Below are 21356 nucleotides of genomic sequence, written 5' to 3'. Positions count from 1 at the left end.
TTGATTGTAACATAAATCAATGAGAATTAGCTTTTTTGATACGCCATATCCCAAAACAGATATTCGTATTCGCTTGTAGTGATAAAAATCTCCTTTAATTTTTCAATTTCTTGTTTTGAAGAAGTGAGAGTGAGGGAATCAAGCAAGTTGATATTCCAATTTACGCACGCTTGAAATTCTTTGGAACTATAGCCCTTAATCCAATGCCCATAAAAGGCATGTTCTAAAGCGTTTGGGATTTGGCTTAAATTTTGCGCGATCACTAAATAGCTCCAGCCACAAGATAGAACAGCCGCCGCAACTTCTTTGATAGAACCCTTAAACCCTTCAGCGAGCATGTAGCTTGTATAGGATTTATTCGCTAGAGTGGGGTGCGCGTTTTGCAATTCTTTTTGAGTGATTTGAAGTTCTCTAATGTAATGGTTATGGATACTCATCTCGTTATTCAAAATATCTTGTATAGCGTTAGAAAACTCCCTCATCACCGCTTCATCACAAGCCTTAACTACGCCCAAAGCAAACACCTTAGCGTATTCTAAAAGAAACAAATAATCCTGAATGATATAAAAACGGAATTTATCTCTTTCTAAAGTCCCATGCCCTATGCCTTGAACAAACGGATGGGAAATACAATCCCCCCAAATAGATTGCGCATTTTGATACAGATATTGTGAAACTTGCATTTTGACACTCCTAAAATCAATTCAGTGCATTCTAACACGAAAACTTGCGATATGGTATAAAAATTTGTTTTTAAAAAGGTTTGTGAGTAAGCTCTTGCTTTCAAAATAAGCTCTTGCTTTCAAAAATGGAACGCTGTATTAAAATATCTGTGATTTTGAATAGCGATCAATGATATTATAAGGCTTGTATTGCCTTTATGTTGTTTAAGACTGGCTATCATTTGTGATCATAAAAGGTTAATTCCATCTCGCTCTGTAGGTTTTTATTTTTAGAAGTTTTTATTATGGGAACTTGCAGTATGGCACTTACAAGATAGGAGTCAATCTTAGATGCATGGTTTCAAACCTATTACAGAGCGAGATGGAATCAACCTTACTATTTATGATCGGTTTAACCTCTGTATTAAGTCATATCGGCTGAAACTTCAAATAGTTTAGCATAAAAATAAAAAAGCGTCTAATATATTTCAAAATAGGCGTTCAATTTTTAAGCGGTTGGTGTAAAAACGCTATTAAAGGCTTGATGTTTTGAGATATTGGGCAGGATAAAGACTACTATTAGAAAAGAAAACTACAAGAAACAAAAACTTGTTTCTTGCAAAAAGTTTATTGGGCGTAAGCTTCTAGGTTGATTTCAATCTTTACCTCATCTCCAACGACAGCATCGCTAAAGGTTTTACCGATACCAAAATCCTTACGATTGATTTTGCCTTCAGCTTGTAGCACCATGAATTCTTTTTTATTCATGGGGTTTTGTAAGGGGGCTTGGATTTTGGCTTCCAATACGACAGGTTTGGTTACGCCATGAAGGGTCAAATCCCCATGGATTTTACCATCTTCGTATTTTGTCATTTTAAAGCTTCCTTTTGGGTATTTTAGCGCATCAAAAAACTCTGCTGTTTTAAGATGGTCGTCTCTTTTTTTGTTCCTAGTGTTAATGCTTTTAATATCAATTTTGCCTTCAAAAACATTGAGAGCTTTGGTATTAGGATCGGCATCAATTTTGCCATCAAAACTATCAAACACGCCTCTTGTTTCATTGAATTTGAAGTGTTTAACCCCAAACCACACGCTAGAGTTCGCCTTATCAATCGTATAAGGTTTTGCAAATGCCAGACTAACGCCCAAAAGGGTGAACATTAACGCTTTTTTCATTGTTTCCTCGCTTCATTTTGAATTAAAAACGCCAATTATACAACAATTCGGTAATTCGGTTAATGAAAAATACTCCTAATCATTTGTTTTAGGGTATAATACAAAAAATCCCCATTAGGTAGGTGTTGTTATGATAAAAAAGACCCTTGCATCAGTTTTATTAGGATTGAGTTTGATGAGTGTTTTAAATGCCAAAGAATGCGTTTCGCCCCTAACAAGAAGCGTTAAGTATCATCAGCAAAGCGCTGAAATTAGGGCCTTGCAATTGCAAAGTTACAAAATGGCGGAAATGGCGCTAGACAATAATCTCAAGCTCGTTAAAGACAAAAAGCCAGCCGTCATCTTGGATTTAGATGAAACCGTTTTAAACACTTTTGATTATGCGGGCTATTTGATCAAAAATTGCATCAAATACACCCCAGAAACTTGGGATAAATTTGAAAAAGAAGGCTCTCTCACGCTCATTCCTGGAGCACTAGACTTTTTAGAATACGCTAATTCTAAGGGCGTTAAGATTTTTTACATTTCTAACCGCACGCAAAAAAATAAGGCATTCACTTTAAAAACGCTCAAAAGTTTTAAACTCCCCCAAGTGAGCGAAGAATCCGTTTTATTGAAAGAAAAAGGCAAGCCTAAAGCCGTTAGGCGAGAATTAGTCGCTAAGGATTATGAGATTGTTTTACAAGTGGGCGACACTTTGCATGATTTTGACGCTATTTTTGCTAAAGACGCTAAAAACAGCCAAGAACAACGAGCTAAAGTCTTGCAAAACGCTCAAAAATTCGGCACAGAGTGGATCATTTTACCCAACTCTCTTTATGGCACATGGGAAGATGAGCCTATAAAAGCATGGCAGAATAAAAAATAAAATTTATCCATCGCATAAGAACGATTTTTGCTAACATGACAATAAATTTGATCTCTTAGGCGGAGCTATGGATTTTGTAGGGTTTGAAGATTTAAAATGCAAAGATAAGAAAAACTCTCAAAAAGTTTTTGTGATCCGTAACGATAAGTTAGGCGATTTTATTTTAGCCATACCCGCTTTAATCGCTCTAAAGCAAGCTTTTTTAGAAAAAGGCAAGGAAGTGTATTTGGGCGTGGTTGTACCTAGCTATACCACCCCAATCGCTTTAGAATTCCCTTTCATTGATGAAGTCATTATAGAAGATAACCATTTGAGTGCCACTCTCAAAAGCAAATCCATTGACGCTCTTATCTTTTTATTTTCTAATTTTAAAAACGCCAGACTCGCTTTTAGTTTGAGAAAATTTATTCCTTATATCCTAGCCCCAAAGACTAAAATCTATTCTTGGCTTTATCAAAAGAGCGTGCGCCAAAGCCGATCGCTGTGTTTAAAAACCGAATACGAATACAATTTGGATCTCATCCATGTGTTTTGCAAAGATCATAATCTCCCTAACGCTCCACTTAAAAAAATCGCATGGAAGCTTAAAGACAAACCCAAAGAGCGATTGATTATCGCTTCAAAACTCAACGCTGATGTTGGTTTGTTGTGGATTGGTGTGCATATGCATAGCGGAGGCAGTTCGCCCGTATTGCCTGCTTCGCATTTCATTGAGCTGATTGATTTTTTATACAAGAATTTGAGTTGTGAGATCATTCTTATTTGCGGACCAGGCGAGAGGAAAGCCACAGAAGAACTCTTTAAAAAAGTCCCTTTCGCTCACCTCTATGATACGAGTCATAGTTTAGTGGATTTAGCCAAATTGTGCGCGAATTTAAGCGTCTATATTGGGAACGCTTCAGGCCCTTTGCATGTGAACGCTTTGTTTGACAACCAATCTATCGGGTTTTATCCTAACGAACTCAGTGCTTCTATTGCCAGATGGCGGCCTTTCAATGAGCGTTTTTTAGGCATCACCCCACCTAATGGCTCAAACGATATGGGTTTGATTGACATTGAAAAAGAGGGTGAAAAGATTGTGGGTTTTATCAATTACCGCAAGATGTAGCTTTGATAAGAGGCTTTTTGCTATAATCATACCTTTGTTTATTCTATAATGTTGTTTGCGTGGATTTTACATTATGAACGCTAAAAATAGGAGCTATTTTTTGAAGTCTTTACTCTCTTTGTTTTTAAAATCAAAATTATCTTATCTTTATTATTACCCTTATATAGCTTTCGTTTTGATGGTTGCAACCATTGCAAAAATTCCTCTTATTCAAAAGATTCCTGTTATTAGAAGGTTCTTTAACGGTCGTTATTCCTTTCAAAAAGATAGCCTTATTCGCATCCAAAACCAACTAGACAGATTGCTCACTCTTACAAAGCCTGCTTCTCCACCCATCCGTAAAAAAACCTTATGTTTTATCCGCTTGGACATTATTGGAGATTATATACTCTATCGCAATTTTTTACCTCTTTTTAAAAAATATTTTGAAGATTATGAAACCACCTTTATTGGAAACGCTACTATCAAGGATATGGCAATCCATTGCGATTCCCAATATATAGATAAGTTTATCTTTTTAGATAACATTTACTGGGAAAAATACTTGCGGATTGGCGCTAATGGCTCACACCTTTCAAAATTAAAAGAATTGTTATTTTTTCTCCCAAAATTCATGAGAAAACGCTACGAAGATGTTTCTAATTTGAGAAAAGAAAGCTATGAGATATGCATTAATAGTTCTATGTTTTATTTTTCAACTAAAGAAGACGCTATTATAAAGCACTTGATTGCCGAAAATAAAGTGGGGGTTTTTTGCACCCACCCAATAGAATCTTTCTTTAGGACTGATTATAGAAGGAGAGGGGAAATTAGAAAAAGCTTTTACACGCATTTGTTCTATCCTAAAGAAGTGCCGCAATTTCTCTATGATTCAAATCAAGATTTTTTTCAGTCTTTTTTTAAGCATTTTAAAGGCGTGGATATAGGGTTTGTTGAACTTGAATTAAAACTCCCCATCGCTTTTGAGTATGAAAAGTTTAAGAATATTCTAAAACCACCTTATGGCGTGTTGAATCTCGGAGCTAGCGATGATTTTAGAGTGTATAAGCGCTTTGATGAGATGATCTATTTTTTAAATCCTGACTACCAACTCGTTCTTTGCGGGAATTCTAAAAAAGATGAAAAGCTTGCCAATTCCATTCTAAAACGCCACAAAAATGCCATTTCTTTAGTCAATCAAACCGATTTGGTAGAATATCTCCATCTTTTAAAGAACGCTAGTTTTGTGATGGGCAATGAGTCTTCCATCACGCATTTGAGCGCTTGTTTGAAAATCTCTCATGCGTTCATAGTCTCTTCGGGTCTCTCAAGCCCAAGATTCCACCCCTACCCAAAGGAAATTGGCCCTAATATCCACATGATCTATCCAAGGGATTTTCAAAAAATAATTTCTAGGTCTAGTAACTGGATGTTCAAAGCCATGACTATGCCACACCCACCAGTGGATTTTGTGAACCCGCAAGATATTATTAGCGCCATTAAACGTTTTGCGCCCCATCTCTTGAAAGAAGATGCGCCATCTAATACCAAAGAAGCAACCTATTTTGAACGAGTTTGATTGCGTTACAAGCTTTTAGAAGATAACTTCAGCTTTAGATTGTAAAAGCATAAAAGGGAATTTTCTAACCACCACCAGATTGAAAGCTTCTTTTCGCCCAACCACATTTTAAGAGAGCAGAATGTCTTGGAATTTTTGAAAACGCTCACTCATTAGCATATTTATTGCCCATTTATCTATTTCTTGTAAAATACAGGTTTATTTTTAGTGTAAAGAAATTGATGGTTAGTCTAATAGAAAAAGCCCCTTACATTCCCTATCCCCTAGCTCTTTATGAAAAATTAGAGCAACAGCACACCTTGCTTTTTGAAAGCGCTGAGGTTGAGAGCAAAGCGCACACCAAATCCCTTTTAATGGCTAAAGCCTGTTTGAAGCTCATTTGCAACCACAATATCGTAACTATCACTAGCCTAACGCCTAATGGCGGGGCGTTTTTGCAAAAATTGAGCGCGTTTTTTAAAACGCCCATACAAGACAATGCCCTAATTTTAACCTACACCAAAAATAAAAAAACGCAAGATGAGTTTTTAAAGCTCTTTGAGCCTAGCCCTTTTGACGCTTTAAGGGGGCTTTTTAAAAGCGTTAAAACAAAACTCAAACACCCCTTTACGCTTTTAAGCGCGGGCGTTTTTTCTTTTGAAATGCTCAATTTTTTTGAAGACTTGCCCCACTTAAAAGCGCAAGACAACACCGCGCATGACTTTATATTTTATGTCGCGCAAAATTTGATCATCATAGACCATAAAGAAAAAAGCGCTGAAATTTTGGGGGCGTGTTTTGATGAACGCTTTAAAACAGAGATAGCTAAAGAATTACAAGACTTAAAAGAGTTGGCTAAAAACATCAAAAGCGACTTTATCCCTAAAAAATCCAAGCAAAGCACAGAAGTTAGCGTTAGTTGTGATGATAGCGAGTTTGAAAAAAGAGTGCTATCCTTACAAGAAGAAATCAAAAAGGGCGAGATCTTTCAAGCGGTGTTGTCGCGCAGCTTTTATATGGAGTGCTTGGAGGGTTTGAGCGCGTATTACCATTTAAAGCTCTCTAATCCTAGCCCCTATATGTTCTATATCAAAGACAGCGATTTTATTCTTTTTGGGGCAAGCCCTGAGAGCGCTTTAAAATACAACGCTTTAACCAATACGGCTGAAATTTATCCCATTGCTGGCACCCGTTTAAGAGGCAAAGACAAGCAAGGCAATATTGATTACGATTTAGATAGTAAAATGGAATTTGATTTGCAACACGACTATAAAGAAAGGGCTGAACACATCATGCTAGTGGATTTAGCCAGAAACGACATGGCCAGAGTTTCAAAAAAGCGCTATTGCGATAAGCTTTTAAAAGTGGATAAGTATTCCAATGTCATGCATTTAGTCTCAAGGGTGGTTGGGGAATTGAAAAAAGGGTGCGATAGTTTGCATGCTTACAGGAGCTTTATGAACGCCGGCACGCTTAGCGGGGCGCCTAAAATCTCTGCGATCAGGCTCATTTACCAATTGGAAAACCAAAGGAGAGGCTCTTATGGGGGGAGTGTGGGGTATTTAAACAGCGAGGGTTCTATGGATTCTTGCATCACCATCCGTTCATGTTTTGTCAAAAACAATAGGGCCGTGATCCAAGCAGGAGCCGGTATTGTGTTAGACAGCGTGCCTAAAAACGAAGCGAATGAAACAAGAGCCAAAGCGCAAGCCCTTATTGATGCGATCAGGAAAACAATCTTATGAAAATCTTTTTTATAGATAATTTTGATTCTTTCTCTTATAACTTGGTGTATGAATTAGAGTGTTTGGGTTATGAAGTGGCCGTTTATCAAAACGATATTGATCCGAGTTATCTTATGGATTTGATGAATGAAGAATCAAAAACCCCTTTATTGTTCATTTCACCCGGGCCAGGTAATCCTAATAGTTCAGGCAATCTTTTAAAAATCATTACAATGGCTAAAAAGAAATTCCCCATTTTAGGGGTTTGTTTAGGCTTACAGGCTTTAGCGCAAAGCTATGGGGCTAAAATCATAAGGAGTAAAGAAATCGTGCATGGCAAAGCGACGACTATTGCGCTCAAAAAGCATGCCGTTTTTAAAGGTTTAGGGGAGAGCATGGTGGTGGGGCGTTACCATTCTTTAATGGCAAGCGGGTTGCCTAAAAATTTAGAAGTGATCGCTGAGCATGACAATATCCCTATGGCCATTATCAATGAAGAAGACAAGATTTTAGCCTATCAATTCCACCCTGAAAGCATCATGACTTTACAGGGGAGGGCGTTGTTAGAACAAAGCATGAGGTTTTTAGAAGGGTTATCATGAAAGAGATTTTAAACGCTCTATACCATCAAAAAGACTTAAACGATGAAGAAATCAAAAAATTATTCACCCTTATTATCCACGAAAAAGTAAGCCCAGTGCAACTTGGGGCCATTTTATGCGCTTTAAAAATCAAGGGCGAGAGCTTTAAGGAGATTAGCGTTGCTGCAACCACGCTTTTAGAGCATGCCCATAAGCCTTTTAATAGCGGTTTGGATTTAATAGACAATTGCGGCACAGGGGGCGATGGGTTAAAAACGATCAACGTCAGCACGATTGCTGCACTCATTGCCAGCTCTATGGGATTATCTATGGCTAAACACGGATCAAGGAGCGTGTCCAGTCATAGCGGGAGCGCGGATTTGTTGGAAAATTTAGGCGTGAATATTGAAATGAATCCCACGCAATTAGAGAATTGTTTCAAACAAACGCATTTTGGGTTTTTATTCGCGCCTTTATACCATCAAAGTTTTAAAAAATCCGCCCCTTTAAGAAAAGAGCTTTTCACTAAAACGATTTTTAATTGCTTAGGGCCTTTAATCAACCCCTTAAGGCCCAAAATCCAGCTTTTAGGCGTGTATGACAAATCCTTGTGTAAGACTATGGCGCTAGCATTGAAGGCTTTAGGCGTTAAAAGGGCGATGGTGGTTAATGGAGGGGGGACAGATGAAATCGTGTTGCACGATACTACGCATGCGTGTGAATTGAAAAATAACGAAATTTTAGAGTATGACTTGAGCGCTAAAGATTTTGATTTACCCCCCTATGATTTGAAAGAATTACAGATTGAAAATGCACAAGAAAGCGTTCAAGCGTGTTTAGATATTTTAGAAAATAAAGGAAAGGATTCGCATACGATGGTGGTTGTGGCGAATGTGGCGAGTTTGTTGTATTTAAGTCATAAGGCTAAAGATTTAAAAGAGGGCGTGGGCATGACTTTAGAGCATTTAAAAACCAAAGTGCCTTATACGCATTTGCAAAAAATCATAAGGCTAAGCCATGCCTAGCGTGTTAGAAAACATCCTTAAAGACAAGCTCCTAGAAGTCTCTGATCTCAAAAAAAACCACGCTTTAGCGACAAACATAAACCCAAGCGATAGGGATTTCAAAAAGGCGTTACTAGAAAAAAAGACTAGCTTTATTTTAGAATGCAAAAAAGCATCGCCCTCTAAAGGTTTAATAAGAAAGGATTTTGATCTGTTGAAAATAGCCAAAACTTATGAAAAATTCGCCTCTTGTATTTCGGTTTTAGCCGATTCCAAGCATTTTTTAGGCTCTTATGAAAACATTAAGATTGTGTCGCAACATTCCACTAAGCCCATTTTATGCAAAGATTTTATTATTGATGCTTTTCAAATCAAACTCGCTAGAATGATGGGAGCTAATGCGGTGCTTTTAATGTTAAGCGTATTAGATGATAAAAATTATTCAGAGCTTTTCAACCTCGCTAAATCCTTAAACATGAGCGTGCTAACTGAAGTTTCTAACCAGCAAGAAATTGAGCGCTTGCTCAAACTCCAATACGACATTATAGGCATCAATAACAGGGATTTACACACCATAACAACCGACATTAACAACACGCTCAAATTGCGCTCTCTCTTGCCTAAAGACGCGCTCGTGGTGAGTGAGTCCGGTATTCATTCGCATGCGCAAATCAAAGCCCTAGCCCCTTATGTGAATGGCTTTTTAGTGGGCAGCTCTTTAATGAAAGAAAAGGATTTGAAAAAAGCGTGTATTAAATTGATTTTAGGCGAAAATAAAGTGTGCGGGCTTACAAAAATTAAAGACGCTAAAGCCGTTTATAAAAACCATTTTATTTATGGGGGTTTGATTTTTGAAAAATCTTCGCCCAGATACATCAAGCCTAAAGAAGCCCTAAAAATCACAAAAGCGGTTCAAAAATTGGATTTTGTGGGCGTGTTTGTGAAAGATAGGATTAAAAAAATTCAAAAAATCGCTAAAAAGCTTGATTTAAAAGCGGTGCAGCTTTATGGCTATTCGCAACAAGAAATCGCTCAATTAAAAAAATCGCTCCCTAAAACTTGCGCGATCTGGCAAGTAGTGAATGTGATGGACGCTAACGATTTAGCGCCTAAAGCTAAAGAAGCCTCTCTCATCTTATACGACACTAAGGGGGATAAAATGGGAGGCAATGGCGTGAGTTTTGATTGGGGTGTTTTAGAAAATGTCAAAACGCCTTTCATGTTAGCTGGTGGGCTTAATTTGGATAATATTCAAAAAGCCTTGAAAATTAAAGCGTTGGGGTTGGATTTCAATTCCGGTTTAGAAACAAGCCCTGGGATTAAAAATAAGGATACAATCAAGCGATTAGCCCGAATTTTAAGAGAGTATTAAAATGAATCAAAAAGCGTATTTTGGGGAGTTTGGAGGGAGTTTTGTTTCAGAATTGTTAGTGCCCGCATTAAGAGAGTTAGAACAGGCGTTTGATGCGTGTTTGAAAGATGAAAAATTCCAAAAAGAATATTTTCATCTTTTAAAAGATTTTGTGGGCCGTCCTAGCCCTTTAACCTTGTGTCAAAATATCGTTTCTAACCCTAAAGTTAAGCTTTATTTAAAACGAGAAGATTTAATCCATGGCGGGGCACACAAGACTAATCAAGCCTTAGGGCAAGCCCTTTTAGCGAAAAAAATGGGGAAAACAAGGATTATTGCTGAAACGGGTGCTGGTCAGCATGGCGTGGCAACGGCTATCGCTTGTGCGTTATTGGGTTTAAAATGCGTGATTTTTATGGGAGAAAAAGACATCAAGCGCCAGGAAATGAACGTTTTTAGAATGCACTTATTAGGCGCTGAAGTGAGAGAAGTTAATTCAGGGAGCGCGACGCTTAAAGACGCCGTGAATGAGGCCTTAAGAGATTGGGCGAGCAGTTACAAGGACACGCATTATTTGCTAGGCACAGCCGCCGGGCCACACCCTTACCCCACAATGGTTAAAACCTTTCAAAAAATGATAGGCGATGAGGTTAAAAGCCAAATTTTAGAAAAAGAAAACCGCTTGCCTGATTATGTGATCGCATGCGTTGGAGGGGGGTCTAACGCTATAGGGATATTCAGCGCGTTTTTAAACGATAAAGAGGTTAAACTCATAGGCGTAGAGCCAGCGGGTTTAGGGCTAGAAACCAATAAACATGGGGCGACTTTGAATAAGGGGCGTGTGGGGATTTTGCATGGGAATAAAACCTATCTTTTACAAGATGATGAAGGCCAGATTGCAGAAAGCCATAGCATTAGTGCCGGGCTTGATTATCCAGGGGTGGGGCCAGAACACAGCTATTTAAAAGAGAGTGGGCGTGCGGTTTATGAAAGCGCAAGCGATGCTGAAGCGCTAGAAGCCTTCAGTTTGTTGTGCCAAAAAGAAGGCATTATCCCGGCATTAGAAAGCTCGCACGCCTTAGCGTATGCCTTAAAACTCGCTCAAAAATGCGAAGAAGAAAGCATTATTGTAGTGAATTTAAGCGGTCGGGGGGATAAGGATTTAAACACCGTTTATAACGCTTTAAAGGAGGTTTAAAATGAGGTATCAAAACATGTTTGAAACCTTAAAAAAACAAGACAAAATGGCGTTTATCCCGTTTGTAACCTTGGGCGATCCCAATTATGAATGGAGTTTTGAAATCATTAAAACCCTAATTGCTAGCGGGGTGAACGCTTTAGAATTGGGGTTTGCTTTTTCCGATCCGGTAGCGGATGGCATCACCATACAAGCGAGCCATTTAAGAGCGTTAAAACACGCTAGCATGGCTAAAAATTTCCAGCTCTTAAGAGCGATCAGAGATTACAATCCCCACATTCCCATAGGGCTTTTAGCGTATGCGAATCTCATTTTTTCTTATGGCGTGGATGATTTTTACGCTCAAATCAAAGAATGCGGTGCCGATAGCGTTTTAATAGCGGATATGCCCTTAATAGAAAAAGAATTAGTCCTAAAATCCGCTCAAAAACACCACATTAAACAAATCTTTATCGCCAGCCCTAATGCGAGCAGTAAAGATTTAGAACAAGCCGCTATGCATTCGCAAGGCTATATCTACACTTTAGCCAGGAGTGGGGTTACAGGGATAAGCCATGCTCTAGAGAACGATGCAAGCGCGATCATCAAAACCTTAAAAGCCTTTAGCCCCACCCCCGCATTACTAGGCTTTGGCATTTCTCAAAAAGAACACATCACAAACGCTAAAGGCATGGGCGCTGATGGCGTGATTTGCGGCTCGGCGTTAGTCAAAATCATAGAAGAAAATTTGAACGATGAAAACGCCATGCTGGAAAAAATTAAAGGGTTTATAGGAGAAATGATTTTTTAAGGGCTTTTAGGTTTTGTTGCGTCAAAAAATTAAAGATCACAGACTAACAATCATCATCAGGTTTTATTGCATGCGCGTTATTATGGCGTTAGTGCAGAAAATACTGCCATAAGCCTAACAACAACATAAAGGCAAGCCTTGTTGTGGTTGATAGCAGCTTAAAATCGCAGGTATTTTAATAATAAAAAAGGCTAGTTTTGATATATTAAGCCGTAAGCTCTTTATAATACTTTTAAATAATACTTTTAAAAAGAACTATTGATTGTTTAGTCCTTTTCGTCTTCGGGTTCTATGTCTATTATGTTATTGTCATGGTTGATTGCTTTCAAAGTATTTTACGAATTTATCCATATTTTCGTTTGCTTCAGCCTCCTTTGCTTTAGCCGCCTTTTTATATTCTTCAGCCGCTTGTTTATATCCTTCTTTTTCTTCTTGAGCTATACACCATAATGCTTTAAAGATTGGTTGCATTTCAGCTTTTTTGCTTGCTTCTAAAAGACCTCCGTGTTCCTTTTTCATTTCGTGAGTGAGATGAGAAGCGTTTTTGTTGTCATCCATAAAAATCCTTTACGATTAATTTAAAACTTTTTATTACAATAGGCTTAGACTTAGCTTAAATAGTGTAAAAAAATTTGAGATCTTATGATTTTATGTGTGGTTTTAAAGCAACTTGTTTAATTGATTTAATATTTTTAAGAGTAAGGGATATGAAATGAGATTATCCCAAGCTCTATTTTAAAGTTTTTCTAATAAATTGAGCAACGCCCTTTTATACTCTAACGCTGTTGTTTCATCCTTGCCTTCAAAGCGGCTGACTAAATACGGGGTGGTGTTGCTTGCGCGAATAAGCCCAAAACCATGTTCAAAAACCACTCTCACGCCATCAATGCTGATGATTTCTTTGATTTTAGGGAAATGACTTGGCGGGTTTTTAAGCGCTTCTTGCAGGCTATGAATGATTTCAAATTTTTCTTCTTCGCTCACAGCGATTTTTTCTTCAGGCGTGGTGTAGGAATAGGGGAGGTTTTTAATGGTGTTTTCCAAATCGCTTGGGGTTTGTTCAAGCAATAATTCTAAAGCCCTTAAGCATGCATAAAGAGCGTCATCATAGCCAAAATAGCGTTCTTTAAAAAAGATATGCCCGCTCATTTCAGCCGCAAAATGTGCATGGGTTTCTTTGAGTTTGATTTTTAAATTGCTATGCCCGGTTTTATACATGAGCGTCTTACCAAAAGCATTAATCGTGTTATACATCACTTGAGAGCATTTGACTTCGCCGATCACAAAGGGGGTGATGCCTTGAGCATGCAAGCGTTTAGCGAATAAAATCGCTAATTCATCGCCCGCATAAATATGATGAGAGCTTAACATCGCAATCCTGTCCGCATCGCCATCAAAAGCAAAGCCTATCAAAATAGCGTTTTCTTGCATGTGTTTTTCTAGATCTTTTAGGTTTTTCGCTTCGCTAGGGTCTGGGTGGTGGTTAGGGAAATTCCCATTAGGATCGCTATAAAGGCTGCTAAAATCAATGTTTAAAGCCTTTAAAATAGGCTCTAAGCCTAATGCTCCCACGCCATTACCAAAATCTAGGGCGATTTTATATTTAAGGTTTTTTAAATGCTTAAAATCCTTGATCAAATAGCGCTGATACGCTTCTAGGGCATTGACTTTCTGTGGTATTTCTTTTAGGGGTTTTATTTCATGCTTGGCGTTTAAAAGCGTGTCTTTTAAAGCTTGAATGTCCTTGCCATAAAACGGGTTTTGATTGAGCGTGATTTTAAAGCCGTTGTATTCTTTGGGGTTGTGAGAGCCAGTGATCATGATAGAATTGGGGCATTGGATGCCATCTATTTCATTAAAGGCCGCAAAATACGCTACCGGTGTGGGGATTAGCCCTAAATCATACACTTTCAAGCCGCTTGATTGTAACCCGGCGCTCAAAGCTTCAAAAAGCGATCGCCCATGCACCCTGGCGTCATGCCCTACAAACACGCTTTTATCGTATTCTCGCATGATTTTCCCTAACTCCACGCCGATACTAAAGGCGCTCTTTTCATCTAAAGTGGTGGGGTAAATGCCTCTAATATCATATTCTCTAAAAATGCTAATGTCCATGTCATGACTCCTTGTTTTTGAATAAATTTAAACCCTGTTCGCATAAATTTTGCCATGCGTTTGTTTGATCTTTTTGTTTTAACTGAACGCATTTTTCTAAACTGGCTCTGGATTTTGCTTTTTGATTGGTTAGATCCAATAAGCCAGATTGCAAGTATAAGGCTTTTTGGTGATCTTCTAAAGAAAGCCTGCGGTTTAAAAGCTTGTCTAGCGTTTCTAACGCTTTTAAATAGTCTTTGGTGGTTCTGTAAGCGTCAATAAGGGCAAATTCGCTAAAGGGCGTGTAAGAATAGTCCTTATAAGCGTCTTGGAGTTTGAGTAAGCTTGTGGCATAAATTTTGACGCTTTTAGGATCTTTTTCATTTTCTAGCAATTTAAAATAAACCAACGCCATGCGTTTATCATCTTTGAAATGCTTTTCTAAAAACGCATACAAATTGAGAGCCAATCCTTTTTCATTGCTTTGCATGTAATCTGAAAATAAAACAAAAGCAATGTCATAAAATTCTTTTTTATTTAAGTTTTGAGCGAGAGTTAAGGCGTCTTTAGAAGCCAGAGTGGAATTTTTAAAATCCCCTAAGCGGTAGTAATTACGCCCCAAACGATAAAGCCATATTAATTTCTCGCTAGGGGTTTTAGCTGTTTTTAAAGCGTTTAGGGCAATAATTTGCGCTTTTTCTTTGAGCGATGCGAAATACAAGCAATCAAAGGCTTGGATTTCTTCTTTGGGGGTAAATTCAAAGGCGGTAATTTGGGATAAGTATTTTAAGGCTTCTTCGCAACGATTGTTTTCTAATGGGGTTTTAGCAAGGATATTGAGCGTTTTTTGGATCAAAGGAGAATCTTTGGGCAAATTTTTTTGCATGCCTAACACTTCAGCATAACGCTTATTTTCAAACAAGAGTTGGGCTTTCAATTCTAAAGCCTTTAGGGCTTCATTAGAATTAGGGAAATTTTGAATGATTTTATCGTAATGGGCGATTTTTTCTTGCGTGTTCCCCTCCATGGAAAAAAGGGCTTTTTCATCGCGCGCTCTAACGACAGAAGCTTTATCCAATTCCGCATGATCTTGCAAATATTGCAGATTGTAAAGGTGGGCGTTTTTAAAGTCCTTGATCCTTGCATACAACGCCCCTAAATCATAAAGCGCTTGCTCTTTAGCTTTCAAATCATCATCTTGATTAAGGAGCAAGTGAGCGATTTCAATCGCGCTTTCATTCATCTGGTTTTTTTTCAATAACTTGAGCAAATCTAGGGCTGATTCGCTATGCATAGAAATATAATCAGGGTTGGATTGAACCACCTTGTCAATGAGGTATTTAGCGTTGTTAAAGTTTTGATAGTTTATCTCTGCTTCAGCCCAATTAAGAGCGATTTCACTCGCACTCTCTTTGTCTTTAGCGTTAGAAAAAGCTTCTTTAAAAAGCATACTAGCGTTGCTTAAATTGGAGGCATTAGCCGCTTCAATGGCTAAACGCATTTGGGCTAAAGGAGCGTAGCGGGAGTCTTTGTATTCTAAAAGAATGCGTTTGTAATAGCGCATGGCCTGTTTGTAATTGTTGTTTTCATCTAAAGCTTTGGCGACATAGTATAGCGCTTCAGGGATATTGGGATCAGTCGGGTAATTTTTAATCCACTTGGTGCCAATGTCTATGAGTAAGGATTTTTTAATGCCTAATTGGCCTAATGCGATAATTTCTAATAAATACAGATCTTTTTTAAACATCGTTTGAGGGTAGTTTTTAAACGCGCGGCTGATCGTGCGTAAAGCGTCAAAATAGGCTTGCGAATCCATTTGTTTTTTAGCCTCTAAATAAGCGTTTAAATCATAGCCCTTTGTGGTGAGTAGGGGTTTGTTATTCACGTCTAGTTCTTGAATGATAGGGGTTTGAGCGTCTTTAATGACAATGGGGAAATTCAAGCCTTTTTGAGCGTTGTCTTTTTCGCTCAAAAAAGGGATATTTTGATCATAGCCTATGATTTGCCACATTCTGGCTTTAGCGTCGTTTTCCACAAAAAGGGGGATCGCTTTTTTATAATCCCTGTCAAAAGAAAAAAGGGTGAGCCTTCGCATCACTTTGGGTTTGATGTGTAAAATGAATTGTTGTTGGCGCATGGAATAGGTGATATTGAAAAAAGCGTTTTCCAAAGGGGTAAAACCCTCCTTAGGGATGGAGTCTATCACGCATTCTATGGGGCGTTTAGCGTGTATAATGGATAGAGAGGCTTCAATCCCGCTTGGCGGTTTTTCATTGGTATAAAAACAAGAAAACGCCTTATTGTGTCGTAAGGTTAAAACCGAAAAATCTTCCCCCCCTTCTTTGCCTTGCGTGAGCGTGAGACTTAAGGCGTTGAGCGAATGGGAGAGTAAACCCATTAAAAGAAAGATTTTTGACTTAAGCCACAAACTCTAAAAGCCCTCGCATCATAAACACAGAGAACAAGCACGCTAACGCCATGGCAATAATGACCGCATAAATGGGCATGGTAGCGTTTTGGGTGTAAATATCGTTTTGAGCGTAGCTTTGGGTTTGTAAGGGCTTATTGAAAAACATCGCTACGAGCCAACGGAAATAATAAAACGCAGCCACCGCGCTATTAACTAACATCACCACCGCTAAAAGAATGTGATTGCTCTCTAAAGCGCTTTCAACGGCTAAAAATTTCCCCCAAAACACGCTAAAAGGCGGGATCCCTGCAAGCCCAAAAACAAAAATAGCGCCCAAGATCGCCACTAAAGGGTGGGTTTTGATAAGGCCGTTGAATTTAGAATAGGGGTGATCGTAGCGTTCATCCCATGTTTTTTCCCGGCTTTTTAAGAGCCATAAAAGGCCAAAAGCCCCAATGTAAGTGAAGGCAAACATGAACCAATAAACAAACATCGCTTGTTGGCTATCTTCAGTGTGGATAAACACGCATGCTAAAGCGAACCCAGAATGCGAAATGGAGCTATAAGCGAGCATTCTTTTGACGTCTTCTTGCCATAAAGCAATGAAATTAGGGATGGTGATAGTCATAAGAATGAGAGCGTAAAAAATGTCTTCTACCCAAGCGGTGCGGGTGTCTATAAACGCCCCAAAAAGGCGAGTCGCTACCACAAAGCCAGCGATTTTAGGCACAATGGAAATATAGCTCGCAAAGACCGGGTTATTGCCCTCATACACATCAGGCATCCAGGTATGGAAAGGCACTAAAGAAACCTTAAAGCCAATCGCTCCAATCAAAAAGATAGCGCCCATCGCAAAGAGCATGGGGTTTGTAACGCCCTCGGTGTGCAAGTATAGGGTAATGACTTCAAGATTCAAGCTCCCTGTAAGCAAGTAAAAAGCCATAGCCCCCATAGCAAAAAACGCGCTCGCCATCGCCCCCATAGTGAAATACTTGATCCCTGCTTCCAAGCCGTAGCGTTTATCGCTCAACGCCATTAACACGCAAAGGGGTAAGGACGCTGTCTCTAACCCAATAAGGATTAACAACAAATGGTTGCTTGAAACCATGAACTGAAAGCCAGCAACAATAAACAAATATAAGGAATAAAATTCAGCGGTTTGAAATTCGTTGAAACGCTCTTTTGAAAGGGCTAAGAAAATGAGCAAAAAGGCTGAAATCAAGACAATGCTTTGAGAGATGAGCGAGAGGGTATCCAAGCTCAAAAACCCAAAAAAGGCGTTTTCTTGCTCTTCTAACCCTAAAACCACCAAAAAATCCAAAACCAAAAAGAGCATGCATAAAAACACATTCAAATTGCGTGAAAACCTGGAAGTGAAAGCGTTGATTAAGAGCGTGAAAATCCCCCCACACACCAACACCAGCATGGGCAAAATGCTCTCAAAATTAAAGCTATCAAAAGAGATGTGGAGACTATCTATTAACATAAGAGACCTCTTTTATCTTAGTATCCAATGAACCTAAAAAAGGGAGCGAGCGGATTTCTATCACCTCTAAAAGCTGTTTAGAGCCTTGCTCAATCGGTTTTAAAAGCATTTTAGGATAAATCCCTAAAATTAAAATCAAAGCTAAAATCACGCTCAAAACCCCTACCTCACGAGCGTTCAAATCTTCAAACACGCTTATTTGATTGTTCCCAGCTTTTAAATTACCAAAGAAGACATCTTTATATGAAGTGAGCATGTAAATCGCTGAGAGAATGATGCTTGTTCCGGCAATGATAGCCAAAAGAGGGTAAGTGGCAAAAAACCCTAATAAGCTTAAAAACTCTCCCACAAAGCCAATGCTTAAAGGCATGCCCACATTCGCCATTAGAACGATCATAAAAAAGGCGGCAAAAATGGGAGCGTTTTTAGCGATTGATCCAAAGCGAGCGATTTCTAAACTGCTGGCACGTTCTTCCAAGATACCAGCGAGCAAAAATAATCCCATGACGATAATACCATGCGCAAACATCATAAACACCGCCCCTGAAATCCCTTCAACATTGAAAGAAAAAACCCCAAGCACCACGACTCCCATGTGCGAGAACGAGCTATAAGCGATGAGGGTTTTTAAATCTTTTTGAGCGTAGGCTAGAAAACCTCCATAAATGATCATGCACAGCGCCACAATGGCTATGGGGGTTAAATAAATCTCTGAAAGCTCAGGAAAAAGCGGGAGCAAGAAGCGTAATAAGGCGTAAGTCCCCATTTTAGAAAGCAAGGCTGAAAGCATGACAGAGCCTAAAGTAGGGGCGTTAGAATACGCATAAGGCAGCCATGTGTGTAAGGGAAAGAGCGGGATTTTAACCGCAATCCCTATTAAGAAAGCCACAAAGAGCCAGGTTTTAACCCCGCTAGAAAAGTTCAATTGATACCAATCTAAAATATCAAAACTCATCATGCCGTAATTGTTAGCGTAGTAATACCCAATGTATAAAATGCCTAAAAGCATGCATAATGACGCTAAAAAGGTGTAGAGAAAAAACTTCATGCCAGAATAGATTTTATGGTTACGGCCAAAACGACCGATGAGATATAAGACCGGCAAGAGCGAGATTTCCCAAAAAGCGTAGAAAAAGATCATATTGAGAGAAGAAAATACGCCCATTAAAATCCCCTCTAACAACAACAAACAAATCGCAAAGTCTTTACGACGCTCTTTGACATAAATCACGGACAATAACACCACGATAGCGTTTAAGAGCAACAAAAAGAGCACGATGCCATCAACGCCCACATGGTAATTCACGCCAATTTGATAGATTAATTCCTTCATTTCTTCAAACTGCATGCCGGCTGTTTGAATATCAAACCCATGCCACAACAACAAGACCAATAACAATTCAATCAAAGCGATGACAATCGCATACGCCCTGCTCGCTTGATCGCTCATAAAGAACGCTAATAGCGCGCTCAGCATGGGGAAAAAGATCACCACACTTAAAAGATGCGCATGTAAAAACTGCATTTCTTATCTCCCAAAAAAAGCTACAAACGCTAACAAGATTAAAACCCCAGCCACCATGAAGCGCAGCATGGAAGTTAAATTCCCGTCTTGACTGATCCTAAACACACGCCCTATGACAAAAACGCTTCTTCCTATAGTATCCACTATCGCATCAATGATCCTTAATTCCACGACTCGGTGCAAGAATGAAGCGATGGCACTAAAAACTTTTGCAATCCCTTGATAGAGCTGCGGGATATAGTATTGGTTGAGCAAGAGCTTGTATAAAAAACCCCCCTCTTTTTTGGAAGTGATACCATTTTTATATTTAAATATGGCATAGGCGATACTCAATAACACCACTATGGTGGTGATACTGATTAAAAGAGCGAGCGGGACGGGATACTCTCCAACGCTAGGGATCACTTGAGAGATGAAATGAAAAAACGGCTCTTCAAAAAACCCGGCAATGACCGCTAAAACCCCTAACGGCAGCATGCTTAAAAGCATGAAATTTTGAGCCTCATGGGGGTGGTTGATTCCGTGTTGTTTGGGTGCAAAAAACACAAGCATGATGAGCCTGAAGCTATAAAAAGCGGTAAAGATCGCCCCGATTAGAAGTGCAAACCATAAAATATGGTGGTGCATCCCAAAAGCTACTTCTAAAATTTTGTCTTTAGAAAAGTATCCTGCGAAAGGGTAAATCCCGCACAAAGCCACTGAACCTATGATCATAAAGATAGCTGTGATCCTCATAGGTTTGTATAAAGCACCCATTTTAGTAATATCCAGATTGTCTTCCATCGCATGCATGACATTCCCTGAGCCTAAGAAAAGGAGGGATTTGAAAAACGCATGCGTAAAGAGGTGGAAAAGCGCGATCGCATAAGCCCCAAGACCGGCCGCTACAAACATATAGCCTAATTGAGAAAGCGTGGAATAAGCCACAATGCGTTTTAAGTCCTTATTGACTAAAGCCATGCTCGCTCCAAAAAGAGCCACAAACGCCCCTAAACATGCGATGAAATAACCCACTTCAAACACCGCGCTATACAAAGGATTGGCTCTGATAACTAGATACACCCCAGCGGTTACCATCGTCGCTGCATGGATGAGAGCGGACACCGGGGTGGGCCCCTCCATAGCGTTGGCTAACCATGTGTGCATAGGGAATTGAGCGCTCTTCCCCATAGCGCCAATGAAAAGAAACACGCTAATGTAAAAGAGCATGGAATAATCGGTGTTATTGAGCATGCTAAAGACTTCTTTATATTGGAGAGTGCCAAAATTCCAAAAGATCAAAATAATCCCCATGAGCATGCCCAAATCCGTGATTCGATTCATCACAAAGGCTTCAATGGAAGCGTTATTCGCGCTTGTCTTATGATACCAAAAGCCAATGAGCAAGTAAGAGCATAGCCCCACCCCTTCCCAGCCAATGAAAAGCCCTAAAAAATTATCGCTCAACACCAACACCAGCATGGAAAACACAAAGCCGCTGAGGTAGGAAAAATAGCGGTTAAACCCTGCGTCATGTTCCATGTAACCTATAGAATACACATGCACTAAGAAAGAAACTAAAGTTACCACGACAATCATGACCGCATTGATATTGTCCAGCATGAGGGAAAAGCCGACTTTAAAATTCCCTACCACAATCCAGTCAAATAAATATTTTTCATAGCTTTGATTGTGCCAGGCTTGAACGAAAAGAACCACAGTGCCAATGAAAGAAACCAGCACGCACAAAGAATTGAAAACGCCCACATGCAACGCTTTAGCTTTAGCCCCAAACAGCCCCGCATAAAGTGCACCGATTAAAGGCAAAAACAACACCACTGACAGCAAAGAAGAATATTGCAT

The 21356-nt window shown here is 39.2% G+C and carries 16 protein-coding genes and 2 pseudogenes; 10 read left to right on the top strand and 8 right to left on the bottom strand.

Going from position 1 to position 21356, the window contains the following annotated elements; genetic code table 11:
* Nucleotides 1-26: 26 nt before the first annotated feature.
* Both tenA and FIM44_RS04905 read right to left on the bottom strand, forming a co-directional pair.
* A complete protein-coding gene (gene tenA / locus FIM44_RS04910; protein ID WP_140579285.1) occupies nt 27-683 on the bottom strand; it encodes a thiaminase II in 657 nt (218 codons plus the stop codon).
* Nucleotides 684-1289: 606 nt separating this feature from the next.
* On the bottom strand, nt 1290-1838 hold the full coding sequence (locus FIM44_RS04905; RefSeq protein ID WP_140579284.1) for a YceI family protein: 549 nt from the start codon (nt 1836-1838) through the stop codon (nt 1290-1292).
* 130 nt (nt 1839-1968) lie between these two features.
* On the opposite strand from FIM44_RS04905, the gene FIM44_RS04900 reads away from it, so the two are divergent.
* The 10 genes and pseudogenes from FIM44_RS04900 to trpA all read left to right on the top strand — a co-directional run bounded on the left by FIM44_RS04900 (nt 1969) and on the right by trpA (nt 11999).
* On the top strand, nt 1969-2706 hold the full coding sequence (locus FIM44_RS04900) for a 5'-nucleotidase, lipoprotein e(P4) family (RefSeq protein ID WP_140579283.1): 738 nt from the start codon (nt 1969-1971) through the stop codon (nt 2704-2706).
* Between the two features lie 67 nt (nt 2707-2773).
* Nucleotides 2774-3814: a glycosyltransferase family 9 protein gene (locus tag FIM44_RS04895; protein ID WP_140579282.1), complete on the top strand. Its 1041-nt coding sequence runs from the start codon at nt 2774-2776 to the stop codon at nt 3812-3814.
* Between the two features lie 100 nt (nt 3815-3914).
* Nucleotides 3915-5372 carry a glycosyltransferase family 9 protein gene (locus FIM44_RS04890; RefSeq protein WP_140579281.1) on the top strand — a complete coding sequence of 486 codons (1458 nt, stop codon included), beginning with the start codon at nt 3915-3917 and terminating at the stop codon, nt 5370-5372.
* Between the two features lie 45 nt (nt 5373-5417).
* Nucleotides 5418-5528 (top strand): annotated as a pseudogene (locus tag FIM44_RS04885) (type II restriction endonuclease); the annotation flags it as partial.
* Nucleotides 5529-5593: 65 nt separating this feature from the next.
* Nucleotides 5594-7096, top strand: coding sequence for an anthranilate synthase component I (gene trpE / locus FIM44_RS04880; protein WP_140579280.1), 1503 nt, complete (start codon nt 5594-5596; stop codon nt 7094-7096).
* Nucleotides 7093-7677, top strand: a complete 585-nt coding sequence (locus FIM44_RS04875; RefSeq protein ID WP_140579279.1) for an aminodeoxychorismate/anthranilate synthase component II — start codon at nt 7093-7095, stop codon at nt 7675-7677. The genes trpE and FIM44_RS04875 overlap by 4 nt, the downstream gene beginning before the upstream one ends.
* A complete protein-coding gene (gene trpD / locus FIM44_RS04870) occupies nt 7674-8681 on the top strand; it encodes an anthranilate phosphoribosyltransferase (RefSeq protein WP_140579278.1) in 1008 nt (335 codons plus the stop codon). The genes FIM44_RS04875 and trpD overlap by 4 nt, the downstream gene beginning before the upstream one ends.
* Nucleotides 8674-10032: a bifunctional indole-3-glycerol-phosphate synthase TrpC/phosphoribosylanthranilate isomerase TrpF gene (gene trpCF, locus FIM44_RS04865; RefSeq protein WP_140579277.1), complete on the top strand. Its 1359-nt coding sequence runs from the start codon at nt 8674-8676 to the stop codon at nt 10030-10032. Before trpD ends, trpCF begins: the two co-directional genes overlap by 8 nt.
* 1 nt (nt 10033) lies before the next feature.
* Nucleotides 10034-11209 carry a tryptophan synthase subunit beta gene (gene trpB / locus FIM44_RS04860; protein ID WP_140579276.1) on the top strand — a complete coding sequence of 392 codons (1176 nt, stop codon included), beginning with the start codon at nt 10034-10036 and terminating at the stop codon, nt 11207-11209.
* A gap of 1 nt (nt 11210) precedes the next feature.
* Nucleotides 11211-11999 carry a tryptophan synthase subunit alpha gene (gene trpA, locus FIM44_RS04855; protein ID WP_140579275.1) on the top strand — a complete coding sequence of 263 codons (789 nt, stop codon included), beginning with the start codon at nt 11211-11213 and terminating at the stop codon, nt 11997-11999.
* A 266-nt stretch (nt 12000-12265) separates the two neighbouring features.
* Here trpA and FIM44_RS04850 read toward each other — a convergent pair.
* The 6 genes and pseudogenes from FIM44_RS04850 to nuoL all read right to left on the bottom strand — a co-directional run bounded on the left by FIM44_RS04850 (nt 12266) and on the right by nuoL (nt 21356).
* Nucleotides 12266-12557: pseudogene (locus FIM44_RS04850) on the bottom strand (hypothetical protein).
* A 177-nt stretch (nt 12558-12734) separates the two neighbouring features.
* The gene (locus FIM44_RS04845) at nt 12735-14114 is read right to left on the bottom strand and encodes a phosphomannomutase/phosphoglucomutase (protein ID WP_140579274.1); all 1380 of its coding nucleotides are present in this window, start codon (nt 14112-14114) and stop codon (nt 12735-12737) included.
* A gap of 1 nt (nt 14115) precedes the next feature.
* On the bottom strand, nt 14116-16521 hold the full coding sequence (locus FIM44_RS04840; protein WP_140579273.1) for a DUF7494 domain-containing protein: 2406 nt from the start codon (nt 16519-16521) through the stop codon (nt 14116-14118).
* Nucleotides 16511-17989, bottom strand: coding sequence for an NADH-quinone oxidoreductase subunit NuoN (gene nuoN, locus FIM44_RS04835; RefSeq protein ID WP_140579272.1), 1479 nt, complete (start codon nt 17987-17989; stop codon nt 16511-16513). Before nuoN ends, FIM44_RS04840 begins: the two co-directional genes overlap by 11 nt.
* A complete protein-coding gene (locus tag FIM44_RS04830) occupies nt 17976-19514 on the bottom strand; it encodes an NADH-quinone oxidoreductase subunit M (protein ID WP_140579271.1) in 1539 nt (512 codons plus the stop codon). Before FIM44_RS04830 ends, nuoN begins: the two co-directional genes overlap by 14 nt.
* Nucleotides 19515-19517: 3 nt before the next feature.
* Nucleotides 19518-21356 carry an NADH-quinone oxidoreductase subunit L gene (gene nuoL, locus FIM44_RS04825; RefSeq protein ID WP_140579270.1) on the bottom strand — a complete coding sequence of 613 codons (1839 nt, stop codon included), beginning with the start codon at nt 21354-21356 and terminating at the stop codon, nt 19518-19520.

Source organism: Helicobacter pylori (assembly GCF_006440215.1).
Classification (GTDB): Bacteria; Campylobacterota; Campylobacteria; order Campylobacterales; family Helicobacteraceae; genus Helicobacter; species Helicobacter pylori_CS.
Note: the sequence above shows the minus strand (reverse complement) of the source record. Positions and strands in the feature narration are given on the sequence as shown.